Source organism: Novosphingobium album (ex Liu et al. 2023), assembly GCF_029076845.1.
GTDB lineage: Bacteria > Pseudomonadota > Alphaproteobacteria > Sphingomonadales > Sphingomonadaceae > Novosphingobium.
The window spans coordinates 12,376-29,603 of sequence record NZ_JARESE010000082.1 but is presented as its reverse complement, the minus strand read 5'-3'; the positions used below and the strand labels follow the sequence as shown (position 1 = coordinate 29,603).

21 protein-coding genes are annotated in these 17,228 nt (G+C 67.9%); 17 read left to right on the top strand and 4 right to left on the bottom strand.

The window, feature by feature from the left end; genetic code table 11:
• Window positions 1–8: 8 nt before the first annotated feature.
• The 15 genes from bktB to PYV00_RS22030 are packed head-to-tail and all read left to right on the top strand — an operon-like array spanning window position 9 to window position 12,646.
• Window positions 9–1,190, top strand: coding sequence for a beta-ketothiolase BktB (bktB, locus tag PYV00_RS22100; protein WP_275230558.1), 1,182 nt, complete (start codon window positions 9–11; stop codon window positions 1,188–1,190).
• Between the two features lie 5 nt (window positions 1,191–1,195).
• Window positions 1,196–1,633, top strand: coding sequence for a methylmalonyl-CoA epimerase (mce, locus tag PYV00_RS22095; RefSeq protein ID WP_275230485.1), 438 nt, complete (start codon window positions 1,196–1,198; stop codon window positions 1,631–1,633).
• An 11-nt stretch (window positions 1,634–1,644) separates the two neighbouring features.
• Complete coding sequence (locus PYV00_RS22090; protein ID WP_275230484.1) at window positions 1,645–2,304, top strand: hypothetical protein; 660 nt, start codon at window positions 1,645–1,647, stop codon at window positions 2,302–2,304.
• A gap of 19 nt (window positions 2,305–2,323) precedes the next feature.
• Window positions 2,324–4,471, top strand: coding sequence for a methylmalonyl-CoA mutase (gene scpA, locus PYV00_RS22085; RefSeq protein WP_275230483.1), 2,148 nt, complete (start codon window positions 2,324–2,326; stop codon window positions 4,469–4,471).
• Between the two features lie 10 nt (window positions 4,472–4,481).
• On the top strand, window positions 4,482–5,288 hold the full coding sequence (locus PYV00_RS22080; RefSeq protein ID WP_275230482.1) for a heme-dependent oxidative N-demethylase family protein: 807 nt from the start codon (window positions 4,482–4,484) through the stop codon (window positions 5,286–5,288).
• A 17-nt stretch (window positions 5,289–5,305) separates the two neighbouring features.
• Window positions 5,306–6,580 carry an O-acetylhomoserine aminocarboxypropyltransferase gene (locus tag PYV00_RS22075; RefSeq protein ID WP_275230481.1) on the top strand — a complete coding sequence of 425 codons (1,275 nt, stop codon included), beginning with the start codon at window positions 5,306–5,308 and terminating at the stop codon, window positions 6,578–6,580.
• A 2-nt stretch (window positions 6,581–6,582) separates the two neighbouring features.
• Window positions 6,583–7,596: a biotin synthase BioB gene (gene bioB, locus PYV00_RS22070; protein ID WP_275230480.1), complete on the top strand. Its 1,014-nt coding sequence runs from the start codon at window positions 6,583–6,585 to the stop codon at window positions 7,594–7,596.
• Window positions 7,593–8,504, top strand: a complete 912-nt coding sequence (locus PYV00_RS22065) for an alpha/beta hydrolase (RefSeq protein WP_275230479.1) — start codon at window positions 7,593–7,595, stop codon at window positions 8,502–8,504. The genes bioB and PYV00_RS22065 overlap by 4 nt, the downstream gene beginning before the upstream one ends.
• Entirely contained in the window at window positions 8,504–8,890 is a 387-nt protein-coding gene (locus tag PYV00_RS22060) for a lysozyme inhibitor LprI family protein (RefSeq protein WP_275230478.1), read from the top strand. Before PYV00_RS22065 ends, PYV00_RS22060 begins: the two co-directional genes overlap by 1 nt.
• 29 nt (window positions 8,891–8,919) lie before the next feature.
• A complete protein-coding gene (locus tag PYV00_RS22055) occupies window positions 8,920–9,126 on the top strand; it encodes a DUF4160 domain-containing protein (RefSeq protein WP_275230557.1) in 207 nt (68 codons plus the stop codon).
• Entirely contained in the window at window positions 9,123–9,281 is a 159-nt protein-coding gene (locus PYV00_RS22050; protein ID WP_275230477.1) for a DUF2442 domain-containing protein, read from the top strand. The genes PYV00_RS22055 and PYV00_RS22050 overlap by 4 nt, the downstream gene beginning before the upstream one ends.
• A 12-nt stretch (window positions 9,282–9,293) precedes the next feature.
• Window positions 9,294–9,458, top strand: a complete 165-nt coding sequence (locus PYV00_RS22045; protein WP_275230476.1) for a hypothetical protein — start codon at window positions 9,294–9,296, stop codon at window positions 9,456–9,458.
• Between the two features lie 11 nt (window positions 9,459–9,469).
• Window positions 9,470–11,491: an acetyl-CoA carboxylase biotin carboxylase subunit gene (locus PYV00_RS22040; protein WP_275230475.1), complete on the top strand. Its 2,022-nt coding sequence runs from the start codon at window positions 9,470–9,472 to the stop codon at window positions 11,489–11,491.
• Window position 11,492: 1 nt separating this feature from the next.
• Window positions 11,493–11,864, top strand: a complete 372-nt coding sequence (locus PYV00_RS22035) for a tRNA-binding protein (protein ID WP_275230474.1) — start codon at window positions 11,493–11,495, stop codon at window positions 11,862–11,864.
• The gene (locus tag PYV00_RS22030) at window positions 11,864–12,646 is read left to right on the top strand and encodes an acyl-CoA thioesterase (protein ID WP_275230473.1); all 783 of its coding nucleotides are present in this window, start codon (window positions 11,864–11,866) and stop codon (window positions 12,644–12,646) included. The genes PYV00_RS22035 and PYV00_RS22030 overlap by 1 nt, the downstream gene beginning before the upstream one ends.
• A gap of 6 nt (window positions 12,647–12,652) precedes the next feature.
• Here the strand turns inward: PYV00_RS22030 and PYV00_RS22025 are convergent, their stop codons facing one another.
• The 4 genes from PYV00_RS22025 to PYV00_RS22010 form a co-directional block, all read right to left on the bottom strand.
• Window positions 12,653–13,090 (bottom strand): hypothetical protein, encoded by a 438-nt coding sequence (locus tag PYV00_RS22025; protein WP_275230472.1) that lies wholly within the window; start codon window positions 13,088–13,090, stop codon window positions 12,653–12,655.
• An 80-nt stretch (window positions 13,091–13,170) separates the two neighbouring features.
• Window positions 13,171–13,356 (bottom strand): DUF3008 family protein, encoded by a 186-nt coding sequence (locus PYV00_RS22020; protein WP_275230471.1) that lies wholly within the window; start codon window positions 13,354–13,356, stop codon window positions 13,171–13,173.
• 106 nt (window positions 13,357–13,462) lie between these two features.
• A complete protein-coding gene (gene aroB / locus PYV00_RS22015; RefSeq protein WP_275230470.1) occupies window positions 13,463–14,581 on the bottom strand; it encodes a 3-dehydroquinate synthase in 1,119 nt (372 codons plus the stop codon).
• Window positions 14,572–15,147: a shikimate kinase gene (locus tag PYV00_RS22010; RefSeq protein WP_275230469.1), complete on the bottom strand. Its 576-nt coding sequence runs from the start codon at window positions 15,145–15,147 to the stop codon at window positions 14,572–14,574. Before PYV00_RS22010 ends, aroB begins: the two co-directional genes overlap by 10 nt.
• Before the next feature lie 58 nt (window positions 15,148–15,205).
• On the opposite strand from PYV00_RS22010, the gene PYV00_RS22005 reads away from it, so the two are divergent.
• Entirely contained in the window at window positions 15,206–15,352 is a 147-nt protein-coding gene (locus PYV00_RS22005; RefSeq protein WP_275230468.1) for a hypothetical protein, read from the top strand.
• Entirely contained in the window at window positions 15,349–17,220 is a 1,872-nt protein-coding gene (locus PYV00_RS22000) for a hypothetical protein (protein WP_275230467.1), read from the top strand. The genes PYV00_RS22005 and PYV00_RS22000 overlap by 4 nt, the downstream gene beginning before the upstream one ends.
• Window positions 17,221–17,228: the final 8 nt, after the last annotated feature.

Sequence of the window (17,228 nt, the reverse complement as noted above, 5' to 3'; positions counted from 1 at the left end):
TGGCTGAATTGGAAGAAATCTATATCGTCAGCGGCGTGCGTACCGCGATCGGCGACTTCGGCGGTTCGCTCAAGGGCTTCCTGCCATCCGAGCTGGGTGGGCTGGTCGCCACCGAGGCGCTGAAGCGCGCGGGCGTCGAGCCGGAAGCGGTCGAGCACGTCGTGATCGGCCAGGTCATGCCGACCAGCGCGCGCGACGAGATGCTCAGCCGCGTGATCGGCATCAACGCGGGCGTGCCGCTGTCCACCCCGGCGCTTACGCTCAACCGGCTGTGCGGCTCGGGCGTCCAGGCGATCGTCTCGGCCGCGCAGATGATGAAGCTTGGCGAAGCCGCGATCACGCTGGCGGGTGGCGCGGAATCGATGTCGAACGTGCCTTATCACGACCACGGCGTGCGCTGGGGCCGGAAGATGGGTAGCAACACCCAGGAAGACGCGCTGACGCTCGGTCTGTCTGACGCCATCAGCGGCAATCACATGGGCATCACCGCCGAGAACGTGGCCGAGCGCCACCAGGTGACGCGCGCGGAGATGGACGGCCTTTCCGTCACCAGCCACCAGCGCGCCAGCCGCGCGATCGCGGAAGGCCGCTTCAAGGAGCAGATCCTCCCGGTCGAGATCAAGACTCGCAAGGGCACGGTGGTGTTCGACACCGACGAGCACCCGCGCGCCGATACCACGCTCGACGTGCTCGCCGCGATGCGCCCGGCCTTCAAGAAGGACGGCAGCGTCACCGCCGGCAATGCCTCGGGCATCAACGACGGCGCCGCCGCCGTGGTGCTGGCGACCGGCGCAGAGGTCGAGAAGCGCGGCCTCGCGCCGATGGCGCGGATCGTCGCCTGGGGCCATGCCGGGGTCGAGCCTGAGTACATGGGCGAAGGCCCGATCAAGGCCGTGCCGATCGCGCTGGCGCGCGCCGGCCTTTCGCTCGACCAGATCGACGTGATCGAAAGCAACGAGGCGTTCGCGGCGCAGGCCTGTGCCGTCGCCAAGGCGCTCGGCTTCGATCCCGAGAAGGTGAACCCCAATGGCTCGGGCGTCTCGCTCGGCCATCCGGTGGGCGCGACCGGCGTGATGCTGACGATCAAGGCGATCTACGAACTGAAGCGCACCGGCGGCCGGTACGGCCTCATCACGATGTGCATCGGCGGCGGCCAGGGCATCGCCATGGTCATCGAGAACGTGGAGTAACACAGATGCAACTCGGCAGGATGAACCACATCGGCGTCGCCACGCCCGATCTCGACGCCTCGATCGCGTTCTATCGCGACGTCATGGGGGCCACCGACATCACCGAGCCGTTCGTGCTGGAAAGCCAGCAAGTGCGCGTCTGCTTCGTCAACACGCCGGGCGAGGGCGGCACCCATGGCACCCAGGTGGAGCTGCTGCAGCCCACTTCGCCGGATTCGGCCGTCGGCAAGTGGCTGGAGAAGAACCCGCTCGGGGGCCAGCACCACATCTGCTATGAAGTGCCCGATATTCACGCGGCCAAGGCCTGGTTCGAAAGCCTGGGCAAGCGGGTGCTTGGCGAGCCGCGCATCGGCGCGCACGGCACGCTCATCTTCTTCGTCCACCCGAAGGACATGGGCGGCCAGCTCACCGAGATCATGGAGACGCCCGGGGAGGCGCATTGAGAGCGATGGGAATGGCACGCAGATATGCCGCAAGGGTTGCGCTGGCCTGCCTGGCCGGCACTCTCGCGGCGTGCCAGCCCCCGGCGCGGGACAGCGACGCGCAGGCGACCGAAACCGCCGCCGCTGACGCCGATGCCTCCGACGCGCCGGCCGAAGTCGTCACCGATACGCAAGTGGCCGATGCGCCGTTTGGCGCGGTGCGGATCGAGCAGGTCGCCATTTCCAACGCCAGCCACGCCGATTCCGGGCGGCTGGCGATCTCCTACCTCGATGGCGACAAGGTGGTGAAATCCTATCCCAAGGCGGTCGAGCTTGGCAGCTTCGGGGCGATGAGCGGGTTTCGCATCGATCGCAGCTTTTCGGACTATCCCATGGTGATCGCCGAGGGCGGCGGCACCTGGCAGGGGCAGACCTGTGCGTGGACGGTGCTGACCGAGCTTCGCCCCGATGGCCCGGTCAAGGTGGCCGAGTTCGAAAGCGATTATGACAACAGCGGCGCGGTCGAGCGCTCGCCCACGTCGATCAAGGGCGAGATCACCGATGTGATGCCGGACCAGTCGTTCAAGGTCGCGTTCACCGGCACGCGCAATTTCACCGCCCTTTACGTGCGTGATGGCGACAAGGGCTACAAGCTTCAGGGCAGCAAGGACCAGCAGCTCACGGGCTGCTGAGAATGGAAAGAATGACGTCATGAGCGAGAAACCGACGATTCAGGACTGGCAGGCCGCGGCGGACAAGGAGGTCAAAGGCAAGGACCTGACCTGGCACACGCCCGAGGGGATCGCGGTCAAGCCGCTCTATACCGCCGGGGACGTCACCACCGATCCGGGCCTGCCGGGCTTCGCGCCGTTCACGCGCGGGGTGCGCGCCTCGATGTACGCGGGCCGCCCGTGGACCATTCGCCAGTACGCCGGCTTTTCCACCGCCGAGGAATCGAACGCGTTCTATCGCCGCAACCTGGCGGCGGGCCAGAAGGGTCTTTCGGTCGCTTTCGACCTTGCGACGCATCGCGGCTATGACAGCGATCACCCGCGCGTCGTCGGCGATGTCGGCAAGGCGGGCGTGGCGATCGATTCGGTCGAGGACATGAAGATCCTGTTCGACGGCATTCCGCTGGGCGAAATGTCCGTCTCGATGACGATGAACGGCGCGGTGATCCCGGTGCTCGCCTTCTTCATCGTCGCGGGGCAGGAGCAGGGCGTTCCCACCGCAGCGCTTGACGGGACCATCCAGAACGACATCCTCAAGGAGTTCATGGTCCGCAACACCTATATCTATCCGCCCGAGCCCTCGATGCGGATCATTTCGGACATTTTTGCCTATACTTCGGCCAACATGCCGAAATTCAACAGCATTTCGATCTCCGGCTACCACATGCAGGAAGCCGGCGCGACGCAAGTGCAGGAACTGGCCTTCACCATCGCCGACGGCATGGAATACGTGAAGTACGGCGTCGCCTCGGGCCTCGATATCGACAAGTTCGCCGGCCGCCTGTCATTCTTCTTCGCCATCGGCATGAACTTCTTCATGGAGATCGCCAAGCTGCGCGCCGCGCGCGTGCTGTGGCACCGGGTGATGACCAGGCTGGGCGCCAAGTCCGAACGCTCGAAGATGCTGCGCACCCATTGCCAGACCTCGGGCGTCTCGCTGCAGGAGCAGGACCCCTACAACAACGTCATGCGCACGACGATCGAGGCGATGGCGGCGATGCTGGGCGGCACCCAGTCGCTGCACACCAATGCGCTGGACGAAGCGATCGCGCTGCCGACCGATTTCTCCGCGCGCATCGCCCGCAATACCCAGATCGTCATCCAGGAAGAGACCGGCATGTGCAATGTCGTCGATCCCCTGGGCGGCTCCTACTACATCGAGGCGCTGACGGCCGAACTGGTCGACAAGGCCTGGGAGATCATTGAGCGGGTCGAGGCCGAAGGCGGCATGGCCAAGGCTGTGGCGGCCGGCTGGCCCAAGGCGATGATCGAGGAAGCCGCCGCCGCGCGCCAGGCGCGGGTGGACAAGGGCGAGGACGTCATCGTCGGCGTGAACAAGTACCGCCTCGCCAACGAGGACGCGCTTGAAACGCTGGAAGTGGACAACCACAAGGTCCGCGAAGCCCAGATCGCCCGGATCAGGCAGGTGCGCGCCACGCGTAACGAGGCCAAGTGCCGCGCCGCGCTCGCCGCGCTGACCGAAGGGGCCAAGGGCACCGGCAACCTGCTCGAACTCGCGGTCGAGGCCGCGCGCCACCGCGCGACGCTGGGCGAGATTTCCGATGCGATGGAAGTCGCCTTCGATCGCTACGGCACGTTCCCCACCCCGGTGAAGGGCGTCTATGGCGGCGCCTACGCCGGCGACAGCCGCTACCAGCAGGTGCTCGACGGGGTCGAGGCGGTGACGCGCCGCCTGGGCCGCAAGCCGCGCATGCTGGTCGCCAAGATGGGGCAGGACGGCCACGATCGCGGTGCCAACGTGATCGCCTCGGCCTTCAGCGACATGGGTTTCGATGTGACCAGCGGCCCGCTGTTCCAGACGCCCGAGGAAGCCTGCAAGCTCGCGCTGGAGAAAGGTGTCGACGCGGTTGGCGCCTCCTCGCTCGCGGCCGGGCACAAGACGCTGATCCCCGAACTGATCGGCCATCTCAAGGAAGCCGGGCGGCCGGACATCAAGGTCGTCGCTGGCGGCGTCATCCCGCCGCAGGATTATGAGTTCCTGCGCGAGGCTGGGGTGCAGGGCATCTATGGCCCCGGCTCGAACGTGGTCGAATGCGCCGCCGACATGCTGCGGCTGCTGGGCCACAATATGCCGCCCGTGGGAAGCGAGCTCGAAGCGGCCGAGTGACGCGCCGCTCATGAGCCTGGGTTTCTCCGTCGAGACGCTTCTGCCTGCCGCACGGGTTTCCGGCCCGCTGCGGATGGGGCTGGTGCGTCTGGACGAGAGCGAATGGCTGGAGCCCGCGCCCGATCTGGCCGCGCGCAAGGCAGCATTCGATGCCCATCCCGAAAGCGTCGCGGTGCTGCCCGAGGCCGAGGCCGGCATTGCCGAGCTGGGCGCGCTGCTGGGCGTGGCGGGCGGGCTGGAAGCGGCGGCGCGCGCGGTGTGGGAAGACCTGTGCATCATGACGCAGGACCAGCCGGGCGGCCCGTTTCGCCTGACCGGCGCGGCGGTCGCCTTCCCGACCGACTGGCGGCTGGCCGAAAAGCTGGGGCGGCCGCTCCATGCCGTGCACGAGCCGATCCACGGCTATGCCGAGCAGCTTTCCAGCGGTGTCGACAAGTTCATGGACGGCTTGCAATCGCACAACCTGTTCGGCCGCACCAATGCCTTCGTCATGCCCAGCGATGCGCTGCGCTATATGCCCACGGGCGATCCGGCGCTGCGCTTCGCCCATGTCACCGCCGAGAATGCGGGCGAGACGCTTTTCGTGCGGTGCGAGCGGGAGACGCTGCGCCGCCTGCCCCGGTCGCGCGCGATCGTCTTCACCATCGGCATCTACCGCGCGCCGCTGGGCAGCCTGGGCGATGCAGCACTGGCGCGGCTGGCGCAATCGCTGGAAGGCTATGGCGAGGGCGAGTTGGCCCGCCGCGCCGCGCCGCACTATGCCGATGCGCTGGCCGGCTATGCGGCCCGCCGCGCCGGCGGCCGGCAAGCGGCCTGAACGGGAAGGAGAGCGATATGACCCAGAAACTCGATACGCTGGCAGTGCATGGCGGCACCGGGCCCGATCCCACCACCAAGGCGCGGATCACGCCGATCTACCAGACCGCCAGCTATGTGTTCGACGATGTCGATCACGCCGCGCGGCTGTTCAACCTTCAGGAATTCGGGAATATCTACACCCGGATCACCAATCCCACCAACGGGGCGCTGGAAGGCAAGATCGCCGCGCTGGAAGGTGGCGTCGGTGCGCTGGCGGTGGCATCGGGCCATGCCGCGCAGTTCATCGTGTTCCACACCCTGATGGAGCCGGGCTGCGAGATCGTCGCCGCGAAGAAGCTCTATGGCGGCTCGCTCAACCAGCTGGGCCAGTCGTTCCGCAAGATGGCCTGGCACACCAGGTTCGTCGACGCCGACGATCCGGCCGAGGTCGCCGCCGCGATCACCGACAAGACGCGCGCGGTGTTCATCGAAAGCCTCGCCAACCCCGGCGGCGTGGTGCAGGATATCGCCGCGATTGCCGAGGTGGCGCACGCGGCCGGCGTGCCGCTGGTGGTGGACAACACCATGGCCACCCCGGTGCTGTGCCGCCCGATCGAGCACGGGGCCGACATCGTCGTCCATTCGGCAACCAAGTTCCTCAACGGCCACGGCAATTCCATCGGCGGCCTGATCGTCGATTCGGGCCGGTTCGACTGGAAGGCATCGGGCAAGTACCCCTACCTGACCGAGCCCAATCCCTCGTACCACGGCATGGTGTTCAGCGATGCGCTGGGCGATCTGGCCTTCATCGTCGCCTGCCGCGCGCTGGGCCTGCGCGATCTTGGCCCCGCGCTCGCGCCGATGAACGCGTTCCTGGCGCTGACCGGCATGGAAACGCTGCATTTGCGCATGGAACGCCACTGCGCCAACGCGCTGATGCTGGCGACCTGGCTCAAGGCCCATCCCAAGGTGAACTGGGTGTCCTATGCCGGGCTGGAAGGCGATCCCTATCACCCGCTGGCGCGCAAGTATCTTGATGGCAAGGGCGGAGCGGTGTTCACTTTCGGCGTGAAGGGCGGCTATGGCGCGGGGGTGAAGCTTGTCTCCGCGGTCAAGCTGTTCAGCCACCTTGCCAATATCGGCGATACCCGTTCGCTGATCATCCACCCCAGTTCGACCACCCACAGCCAGCTTGACGAGGAAGGCCTGGCCGAAGCCGGCGCGGGCGCCGACGTCGTGCGCGTGTCGGTGGGCATCGAACATATCGACGACATCATCGCCGACATGGCGCAGGCGCTGGACCAGATCTGACTATGACCGAACCCCGTACCGACTGGACGCGTGAGGAAATCGCGGCGCTGTTCGACCTGCCGTTCACCGAGCTGGTGTTCCGCGCCGCCGAGGTCCACCGCCGCTTTCATCGGCCCGATGAAGTGCAGCTTTGCACGCTGCTGTCGATCAAGACCGGCGGCTGCCAGGAGGATTGCGGCTATTGCGCGCAATCGGTCCACGCCGATGCCGGCGTCAAGGCGACGAAGCTGATGGATGCGCGCGAAGTGCTGCAGCGCGCGGCGCAGGCCAGGGACGCGGGCAGCCAGCGCTTCTGCATGGGCGCCGCCTGGCGCAACCCCAAGGACCGCGACATGCCCAGGATCGTGGAGATCGTGAAGGGCGTGCGGGCGATGGGCCTGGAAACCTGCATGACGCTGGGCATGTTGACACCGGCGCAGGCGGACATGCTCGCCGAGGCGGGGCTCGATTACTACAACCACAATATCGACACCTCGCCCGAACGCTATGGCGATGTCATCACCACGCGCACTCTGGAAGACCGGCTGGAAACGCTGGACAACGTGCGGACCGCCGGGATCAACGTCTGCTCGGGCGGGATCGTCGGCATGGGCGAGACGCGCGCGGACCGCGTCGGCTTCGTCCATACGCTGGCGACGCTGCCGCGCCATCCCGAAAGCGTGCCGGTGAACGCGCTGGTGCCGGTGAAGGGCACGGTGCTGGGCGACATGCTGGCCGACACGCCGCTGGCGAAGATCGACGATATCGAGTTCGTGCGCACCGTGGCGGTGGCGCGCATCACCATGCCGATGAGCATGGTGCGCTTGTCGGCGGGCCGCGAATCGATGGCGGAGGCGACGCAGGCGCTGTGCTTCATGGCCGGCGCCAACTCGATCTTCACGGGCGATACCCTGCTGACCGCGCCCAACGCGGGCGACGATGCCGACGCGGCGATGTTCGCGCGCCTTGGCCTCAAGCCCATGCAGGGTGAGGAGCCGATGCGCGCTGGCGGCACCATGCGAGAGGCGGCCGAGTGACGCCACGGCGGCTCCTGCCGGTTCCGGCGGCGCTGGCGGCGTTGCCGCTGGCCCTGTCGCTGGCCATGCCCGCCTCGGCCGCCGCGCCGGCGGCCGAGGCGGTGGTCGCGCGGCCGATCACCGTGGGCGAGGAACTGACCTGGCAATCGCGCGTCATGGGTGAGGAGCGCAAGCTGGCGATCTACCTGCCGGCCGGCTACGCCAGCGGGCAAGGTACGTTCGCGTTCCTCTACGTGATCGATGGCGGGATCGATCAGGATTTTCTGCATGTTTCGGGCACCACCGCGCTCAACACGATGCTCGGGCGTTCGCAGCCGGTCATCGTCGTCGGGATCGAGACGAGGGATCGCCAGTCCGAGCTGACCGGGCCCACGGCGGCGGCCGACCTGCTCAAGGACTATCCCGATGCCGGCCATGCCGACCGCTTTCGCCGCTTCGTGCGCGAGGAAGTGATGCCGATGGTTTCCGCGCGCTATCGCGGGAACGGCAAGCGCGGGGTGATCGGGGAATCGCTCGCGGGCCTGTTCATCGTCGAAAGCGCGCTGCGCGAGCCCGGCCTGTTCCAGCGCCACGCCGCGATCAGCCCCAGCCTGTGGTGGGACGACGCGCGCCTCTCGCGGGAGGCGGCCGAACTGCTCAGGGGCAGGGCCCGGGCGCCCAGGCTCTACCTCAATCTCGCCAGCGAGGGCGGGGCGATGGAGCAGGGCTATGACCGGCTCGTCACGGCGCTGGCGGCCAGGGAGCCGATGGGCAATCGCTGGTGCGCGCTCAAGCGCCCCGACCTTGCCCATTCGACGATTTACCACACCGTCAGCCCCGAGGCGATGCAATACCTCTTTCCCGGCGATGAAAAGCCGCTCGCGGGGCAGGAGCCGCCTTGCGCGCCCCGGGCGGAGCCGGCGCCGTGATGCTGCTGCCGCTCCTTGCCGCCACCGCCGCGCCGCCCGATGCGGGCTGGAACTGCGCCGATCCGGTCGCGCAGCAGGAAATGAACTGGTGCGCGGCCGAGGAATACCGCCGGGCCGACGATACGATGAACGCGCAGTGGCAGCGGACCGTGGCGTTCATGAAGGAACGCGATACCGGGCTGGACCGCGCGGATGACAAGGCCGCGGGATACTTCGCAACCCTGCTCGCCGCGCAGCGCGCCTGGCTGAAATACCGCGATGCCCATTGCGCCGGCATGGGATTTCTGTTTCGGGACGGTTCGATGGAGCCGCTGCTCGTCGCCACGTGCCGGACCAGGCTGACCGAAGAACGCACCACCCAACTCAAAGACCTGATCGAGCAATAGCGCATGGAGGTCTTCGTTTGCCCACTGTCATGCGGATCGGTCCCTGCCGCTTCTATTTCTTCAGCCACGAGCCGAACGGGCCGCCGCATGTCCACCTCGACCGCGACATGGCAACCATCAAGGTCTGGCTCGATCCGGTCGAAACCGCTAGGAGCCGCGGGTTCCGCGCAGGAGATTGGTGGCATTGTCGCGATGGTGAAGGAAAACCAGGCCAAGCTGATGGAGGCATGGCATGAATATCTCGGCTAGGCTGACCGACGAACGCGTGCTTGATGTCCATTGCGACGAGCATCGTCTGATTGTCGACCTGATGGACGGCCGCACCATCGCCGTGCCGCTGGCATGGTATCCGCGCCTGCTGCACGGCGCCCCGGCGCCGAAGGCGGCCTGAGCCGGATCATGGATGACCTTCTTCCACCCCGTCATGCTGGACCTGTTGCGGCAGCCATTGCACCGCTCGCGCTTCTGGCGCGCGGCGGGCGATGGCGACCGGAACAGGTTCGGGGTGACACAGCATTGGGCGGCTCGCGCGCTATCGCCGCTGCCCAAGCATCTGATTTCTGATTGAAAGGCCTGCGAGTGTTCAAGAAAATCCTCATCGCAAACCGTGGCGAAATCGCCTGTCGCGTCATCAAGACCGCGCGCCGCATGGGCATCCAGACGGTCGCCGTCTATTCGGATGCCGATGCGCGCGCGCCTTTCGTGCAGATGGCGGACGAAGCCGTGCATATCGGCCCGGCCCCGGCGGCACAGTCCTATCTGATCGCCGACAAGATCATCGCCGCCTGCAAGCAGACCGGCGCCGATGCGGTGCATCCGGGCTACGGCTTCCTGTCCGAGCGGACCTCGTTCGCCGAGGCGCTGGCGGCCGAGGGCATCGAATTCATCGGCCCCCCGGTTAATGCGATCGCGGCGATGGGTGACAAGATCGAATCGAAGAAGCTGGCCAAGGCGGCCGGCGTCAATGTCGTGCCCGGCTTCGTCGGCGAGATCGAGGATACCGAGCACGCGGTGCGCATCTCGGACGAGATCGGCTATCCGGTGATGATGAAGGCCTCGGCCGGCGGCGGCGGCAAGGGGATGCGCCTGGCCTATAACGAGAAGGACGTGCGCGAGGGCTTCGAGGCGACCAAGCGCGAGGGCCTCAATTCCTTCGGCGATGATCGCGTGTTCATCGAGAAGTTCATCCTCAACCCGCGCCACATCGAGATCCAGATCCTGGGCGACAAGCACGGCAACATTCTCTACCTCAACGAGCGTGAATGCTCGATCCAGCGCCGCCACCAGAAGGTGGTCGAGGAAGCGCCTTCGCCCTTCGTCACGCCCAGGATGCGCAAGGCCATGGGCGAGCAGTGCGTCGCGCTGTCGCGCGCGGTGGGCTATTACAGCGCCGGCACGGTGGAACTGATCGTTTCGGGCGCGGACCCGACGGGCGAGAGCTTCTACTTCCTGGAAATGAACACGCGCCTGCAGGTGGAGCACCCCGTCACCGAATGCATCACCGGCATCGACCTGGTCGAGCAGATGATCCGCGTGGCCGCCGGCGAAAAGCTGGCGATGACGCAGGACGACGTGAAGATCGACGGCTGGGCGATCGAGAACCGCATCTACGCCGAAGATCCCTATCGCGGCTTCCTGCCTTCGACCGGCCGGCTGGTGCGCTATGATCCGCCGGTGGACGGCTGGGCCGACGACGGCGCGGCGAACGGCCGGCGCGGGATCGACGGCGTGCGGGTGGACGACGGCGTCTATGAAGGCGGCGAAGTCTCGATGTTCTACGATCCGATGATCGCCAAGCTGATCACCTGGGGCGAGACGCGCGACGAGGCGGCCGACAAGCAGATCGCCGCGCTCGATGCCTTCGAACTGGAAGGGCTGGGCCACAATATCGATTTCGTCTCGGCCATCATGCAGCATCCGCGCTTCCGCTCGGGCGAGCTGACCACCGGCTTCATCGCCGAGGAATATCCCGAGGGGTTCCACGGCGCCCCGGCGTCGGACGAGCTGAAGACCCGGCTGGCCGCGATGGCCGCCTTCGTCGCCACCGCGCGCGCCGACCGTTCGCGCCGGGTCGACGGCCAGCTGGCCGAGCCGCTCGATCCGCCGTCCGAATGGACCGTCACCATCGACAAGTCGCCGTACGAAGTGGTGATCGCCGAGGACGAAGTCACGGTGAACGGCACGCCTGTCGATATCGAGATGGAATATACCCCCGGCGATCGCTTTGCCCTGGCCGAAGTCGATGGCGAGCAGATCGGCGCGAAGCTGGCGCTCACCCGCACCGGCTTTCGGATGACCACGCGCGGCGCGATCCACAAGGTCGATGTCCTGCCCACGGTGATCGCCGCGCTGGCCGGGCACATGATCGAGAAGATCCCGCCCGATCTCTCACGCTTCCTGATCTGCCCGATGCCCGGCCTGCTGGTGAACCTGCATGTGGCCGAGGGCGACAAGGTGGAGATCGGCCAGCCGCTGGCGGTGGTCGAGGCGATGAAGATGGAGAATATCCTGCGGGCCGAGAAGGCCGGCACGGTCAAGCAAGTCCGCGCCAAGGCCGGCGACAGCCTGGCCGTCGACGCGGTGATCCTGGAACTGGAGTGACATGCATCTGGATCATGACCCGCAAGCGCCCGCCGGCGCGGAGATCGGCTTCGACGATTTCCTGCGGGTCGATATCCGGGTGGGCACGATCGTCGCGGCCGAAGTCTACGAAGGCGCCCGCAAGCCGAGCCTGAAGCTGCGGATCGATTTCGGCCCCGGCATCGGCGTGAGGAAGAGCGTGGGCCAGGTGGCCGCGCTCTATGCGCCGGCCGAGCTGATCGGCCGGCAAGTCGCGGCGGTGGTGAACTTCCCGCCGCGCCAGATCGGCAAGGCGCTGTCCGAAGCGCTGACGCTGGGCTTCGCGGACGAGGCGGGCAGGGTGGTGCTGTTTGCGCCCGACACGCCGGTGCCGAACGGCTCGCGGCTGTTCTGATGTCCGGTTTCGCCGCGGTGATCGCCGCCGCCCGGCCGGTGCCCCAGGGCCTGTGCGTCGATATTCCCGAGACCTGGCATCAGGGGCGCACGGCTTACGGCGGGTTTTCCTCGGCGCTGGCGCTGGTCGCGGCGATGCGCGCGGGGACGGCGCTGCCGCCGCTGCGCTCGGCGCAGATGGCGATGATCGCGCCGCTTTCGGGCCAAGTGGCGGCGACCGCGCAAGTCCTGCGCCAAGGGCGCAACGCCACCTGGATCGAGGCGCGGATCGCGGGCGAGAAGGGCGTGGGCTTTTCCGCCAGCTTCGCGTTCATGGGCCCGGTCGCCAGCACGCTGGCGATCGACCACCGGCCGATGCCCGCGGGCGTCAACCCGCCCGAACAGGGCGCGGCGCTATCCACCGAGCGGGGCGTGGCCTTTCTGCGCAACCATTTCGACGTGCGCTTCGCGCTGCCGCGCGCCGCGGCGAAACAGCCCGAGATGTGCTGGTGGGTGCGCCCGCGCGAGCGTGATGGGCTCGATCCCATGGTCGAACTGCTGCTTTGCGCCGATGCCTTGCCGCCCGGCGTGATGCCACTGCTCGCGCCCGGCGTGCCGGTCAGCACCATGCACTGGCAAGTCAACCTGCTGGCCCCGGCGCCCACGACGCGCGATGGCTGGTGGCTGCTGCGATCGACCGGCGATTACGCGCAGGCCGGCTGTTCCAGCCAGCGCATGGCGATCTGGAACACCCAAGGCGTGCCGATGGCGGCGGGCACCCAGTCGATCGCGCTGTTCGGGTAAGCGGCGCTATTCTTCCAGCTTCGCCGAGAACTTGTCGTCGAACCGCAGGTTGCTTGGCTGCCAGCCGCTGGGGGACTTGAACACCGCCACGATCCAGCGCGTCAGGAAGCGGTCATGCTGGCAGATATACAGCCGGGCCGCCGCCCAGTGGCCGGTATTCTGCTGCTCGACCAGTTCGCAGGCGCGGATGGGCCCATAGGCCGTCATCGCCGCTTCCGCCTGCACGCCCAGGAAACCAACGTCGGTCGGCTTGCTGCGCATCATGTCGCTGCGATTGAGCAGCGTCGAGATCGCGTCCTTCGCCTTGCCGGCGATCAACCCGTCGATCATCGGCTGGACCAGCGCGTCGATCTGCGCGTTGTCGGCGGCGCTCAGCGCGGTCTGTGCCGATGCCGGCGCGGCCACGCATGACAGCGCCAATGCCCATGCCCATCGCTTTTTCATGACCCATGTCCCCCCTCGTTCCTGCCACCGTCATATCCGGTCAGGCATGGAGGGCGCAACGGGCTGCGGAGACGGGCGGCTCAGTCGCCAACGTGCGCGGGTTTGCCCTTGCGCCTGGTCTTGGCGAAATCCTCAAGCTGCTTCTCGCTCATCGATTCGTACATCTCGCGCGAGGCGCCCTTGAGGCTGCTTTTCTTCTCTTCGCCGCGCTTGGCGGCAAGCGCGGCTCCGGCGGCCATTTGCTGGGCCTTGGATCTGGCGGGCATGATGCGTCTCCCGGTAAGGGCGTTCCTGAAACGGGAACGCGCGCGTCACTGCGGAGTTGCAGCCGGGCTTTACGCCCTGTCGCGGGCGAGCCACCGGGCGCCGCGCCTAGTCCAAGGCGTCGCGCGACAGTTCGTAGTCGAGGAAGAAGGCGACGTCGTCGAGCGAGACCTCCCGATCGAGGAAGGCGTGGCCGATGCCGCGCATCAGCACGAACGGCAGCGTGCCTGCGTCCATCTTCTTGTCGTGCAGCATGTGGCGCACCAGCGCCTTGCCGTCGCAGGCAAGGCCCAGCCGGGCGATCTCGGAGGGCAGGCCGCTGGCTGCGATATGCGTGGCGACACGCTCGGCGCTGGCTTGCGGCATCAGTTCGCGCCGCGCGGAATAGCGCGCCGCCAGCACCATGCCGAGCGCCACCGCTTCGCCGTGCAGCAGCCGGTCGGAAAAGCCGGTCTCCGCTTCCAGCGCATGGCCGAACGTGTGGCCCAGGTTGAGCAGCGCGCGGCGCCCGCTCGTCTCGCGCTCGTCCTCGGCGACGATCCGGGCCTTGGCCGCGACGCTGTGGGCCACGGCATATTCGCGCCGGGCGCCATCGCCCGCCAGCAGCCCTTCGCCGTTCTCCTCGCACCAGGCGAGGAAGTCGGCATCGCCGATCAGGCCATACTTCACCACTTCGGCATAGCCGGCGCGCAGTTCGCGATCGGGCAGGGTATCGAGCACGGCCAGATCGGCCAGGACCAGCGCGGGCTGGTGGAAGGCGCCCACCAGGTTCTTGCCCGCCGGCGTGTTGATCGCGGTCTTGCCGCCGACGCTCGAATCGACTTGCGCCAGCAGCGAGGTGGGCAACTGGATGAAGTGGCAGCCGCGCTTCACGATCGCGGCGGCAAAGCCGGTGAGATCGCCGATCACGCCGCCGCCCAGCGCGATCACATGATCGCCGCGTTCCACTTCCAGCGCCAGCAGCCAGTTGACCGTGGCGGCCAGTTCGTCCCAGCTCTTGGTCGCCTCGCCCGGCGGCAGGATGCGCCAGTGCGGCTCGTGCCCGTGGTCGCGCAGCGCCTGCTCCACCACGTTGCCCCAGGCCTGATGGACGTGGGCGTCGGTGACGATCGGCACGTCGCGCTTGCGCAGGCGGCCCCGGCAATGCGGCACCAGTTCGGCCAGCAGCCCCGCGCCGACGCGCACTTCATAGGGACGCCCGGCGACGTCGACGGGAATTACAGCCATTGTCCGATGCCCTGAATGACCTTGGAGACGGTGTTGACGTGCGGCCCGCTGCTGCTGACCACGTGGATCGGCGCCTGCGCGTAGGCCGGCCGGCGTTCCTCGCGCAGCCGCGCCAGGATCTCGCGCGGGTTGCCGTCCTTCAGCAGCGGGCGATTGTCCTTGCGGCTGGTGCGTTCGACCAGCGTATCGAGGTCGCTGTCCAGCCAGACCGCGATCGCCCGTTCGAGAATGAGCGCGCGCGTTTCCGCGTTGCAGAACGCTCCGCCGCCCGTTGCGATCACCACGCGCGGGCTGTTGCCGCCCAGCAGCCGGGCGATCACGCGCCGCTCGCCATCGCGGAAATAATCCTCGCCGTAATTCGCGAAGATTTCCGGGATGGTCATCTGCGCGGACTTTTCGATTTCCTCGTCGGCATCGACGAACGGGCAGCCCAGGATCGCGGCGAGGCGCTTGCCCACGCTGGATTTGCCCACGCCCATCATGCCGACCAGCACGACCGGCCGATCGAGGCGCCGGGCGATGGCGTCGATTTCCGAAGCCGAGGGGCGGGGTGGTTGAACGTCCATTGCAGCCTTGCCTATAGTTGGGCTAGGTCGCAGCGCAAGCATCGGTGAAGGAAGGTTCGTGACGGTCGGAATGCGCTGGGGCTGGTTGCTGGGAAGCCTTGCGGCCTTGACGATCGTGGTGCTGGCCTATGCCTGGATCGATGGCGGACGGGAGCCGGTCAGGCCCATCGCCGTGCCCGTTCCCGTGCCGGAGATCGCGCGATGAAGGCGCTGCACCTGCTGGCCGGCGCGGCGCTGGCGCTGACCTCGGCCTGGGCGGTGGCGCAGGAAGCGCCGGAATCGATCCTGCCGCCCGGCTTCAACGATCCCACGCCGGCCCCGCCGCCCGCGCCCGCAAATGCTCCCGCATCCGGCGCGTCGGCGCCTTCGGGCGGCGGGCCGCGCACCGTCGCGGTGCCCGTGGTGCAGGGCGCGCCGGGGCGCGGCGCGGCCGTGCAGGCCCTGCCGCCGGCCGGAGCGCCGATTGGCGAGGATGTGCTGGCGCGCCTGCCTTCGCTTGACGAGCTGGCGCGCATGACGCCCGAGGATTTCCAGGACGTGCTGGGTCTCAAGCCCAATTTCGACGTGCCGCCCGGTTCGCGCCGGGCGATGACGCGCATCGGCCTGATCGACGAGGAGGAGGGCGGGTTGCCCGCCACGTCGCTGTCCGGCCAGAACGCGCGGCTGGTGCGCGTGGCGCTGGCCGGCAATCGCGGCGGGCTGGTTTCGCGCTGGGGGCATATCCTGCTGCGCCGCGCGCTGGCATCGCGGCTGGATGCGCCGCCGAACATGGCGCCGCAGGAATTCCTCGCGCTGCGCGTCGCGCTGCTGCTGCGCATGGGCGAGCCTGACGCGGCGCGCGCGATCCTGCAGGATATCGATCCCGGCAACATCACACCCGATCTCGCCGCCGTCGCGCTGCGCACTTACACCGAAGCGGGCGATTTCACCGGCCTGTGCCCGGTGATCACCGCCAACAGCCGCGCGCTCGATGATCCGCAGTGGCAGGCGTCCAAGGCGATCTGCAGCGCGTTTCGCGGGAACGGCTCGGCCGCGATGTCGCAGCTCGATCGCTCGCTGTCGCGCGGCGAGATGCCGCGCATCGACCTGCTGCTGGCACAGCGCTATGCCGGTGCCGCCGGGCGCAGCCGCCGCGCGGTGACGATCGAGTGGGACAATGTCGACGAATTGACGCCGTGGCGCTTTGGCCTGGCAACGGCGGTCGGGCTCCAGCCACCGGAAAAGCTGATGAGCGAGGCCGGGCCGCGCTATATGTACCTGACGGCGCTCGCGCCCGCAGCCGGGCTCCAGCGCCGCGCCGCCGCCGCCGATCGCGCCGCCGCCGCCGGCGTGCTGTCGAGCCAGGCGATGGTCGATCTCTACAGCCAGATCTACACCGATCCCGACAGCAGCGGCGTCTGGTCGGAACGGGCCGAGGCCCTGCGCGATGCCTATCTGCTGGCTGATCCCGGCGCGCGGCTGTCGGCGATCCAGAAGGTCTGGGACGGCGCCAGCGGCGAGAAGGAGAAATACTCGCGCCAGGTGCTCACCGCCTTTGCCGCCGCGCGCCTGCCGCAAAGCGCGGACCTGGCCGACAGCGCCGTGCCGCTGATCGCCTCGATGCTCACCGCCGGGCTTGATGGCAATGCCATGCGCTGGGCCGGCGTGGTCGATGCCGGGAGCGAGGGCTGGGGCCTGCTCGCGCTGGCCGCGCCCAGCCGGTCGAGCGCGGTGGACAGCGGTTCGGTCGACAAGTTCATCAGCAACGATGAAAGCGCCGAACGGCGCAAGTCGGGCTTCCTGGTCGCCGGGCTGGCCGGGCTGGGCCGCATCGATGAAGGCACTGCCTCGGGCTATTCCGCCGATCTCGACCTCAAGCTGGGCGAAGCGACGCGCTGGACCACCGCGATCGACGGCGCGGCGCGCAGCCGGGATGTCGTCACCGTCGCGTTCCTGGTCGGGCTGGGGATGCAGGGATCGGGCTGGGACCGGATGAGCCCGCGCTTCCTCTATCACGTCGTTTCGGCGCTGCGGGAAGTGGGGCTGGAAGCCGAAGCCCGCATGATCGCGGCCGAAGCCGTGGCGCGGGCCTGATCGCGGTC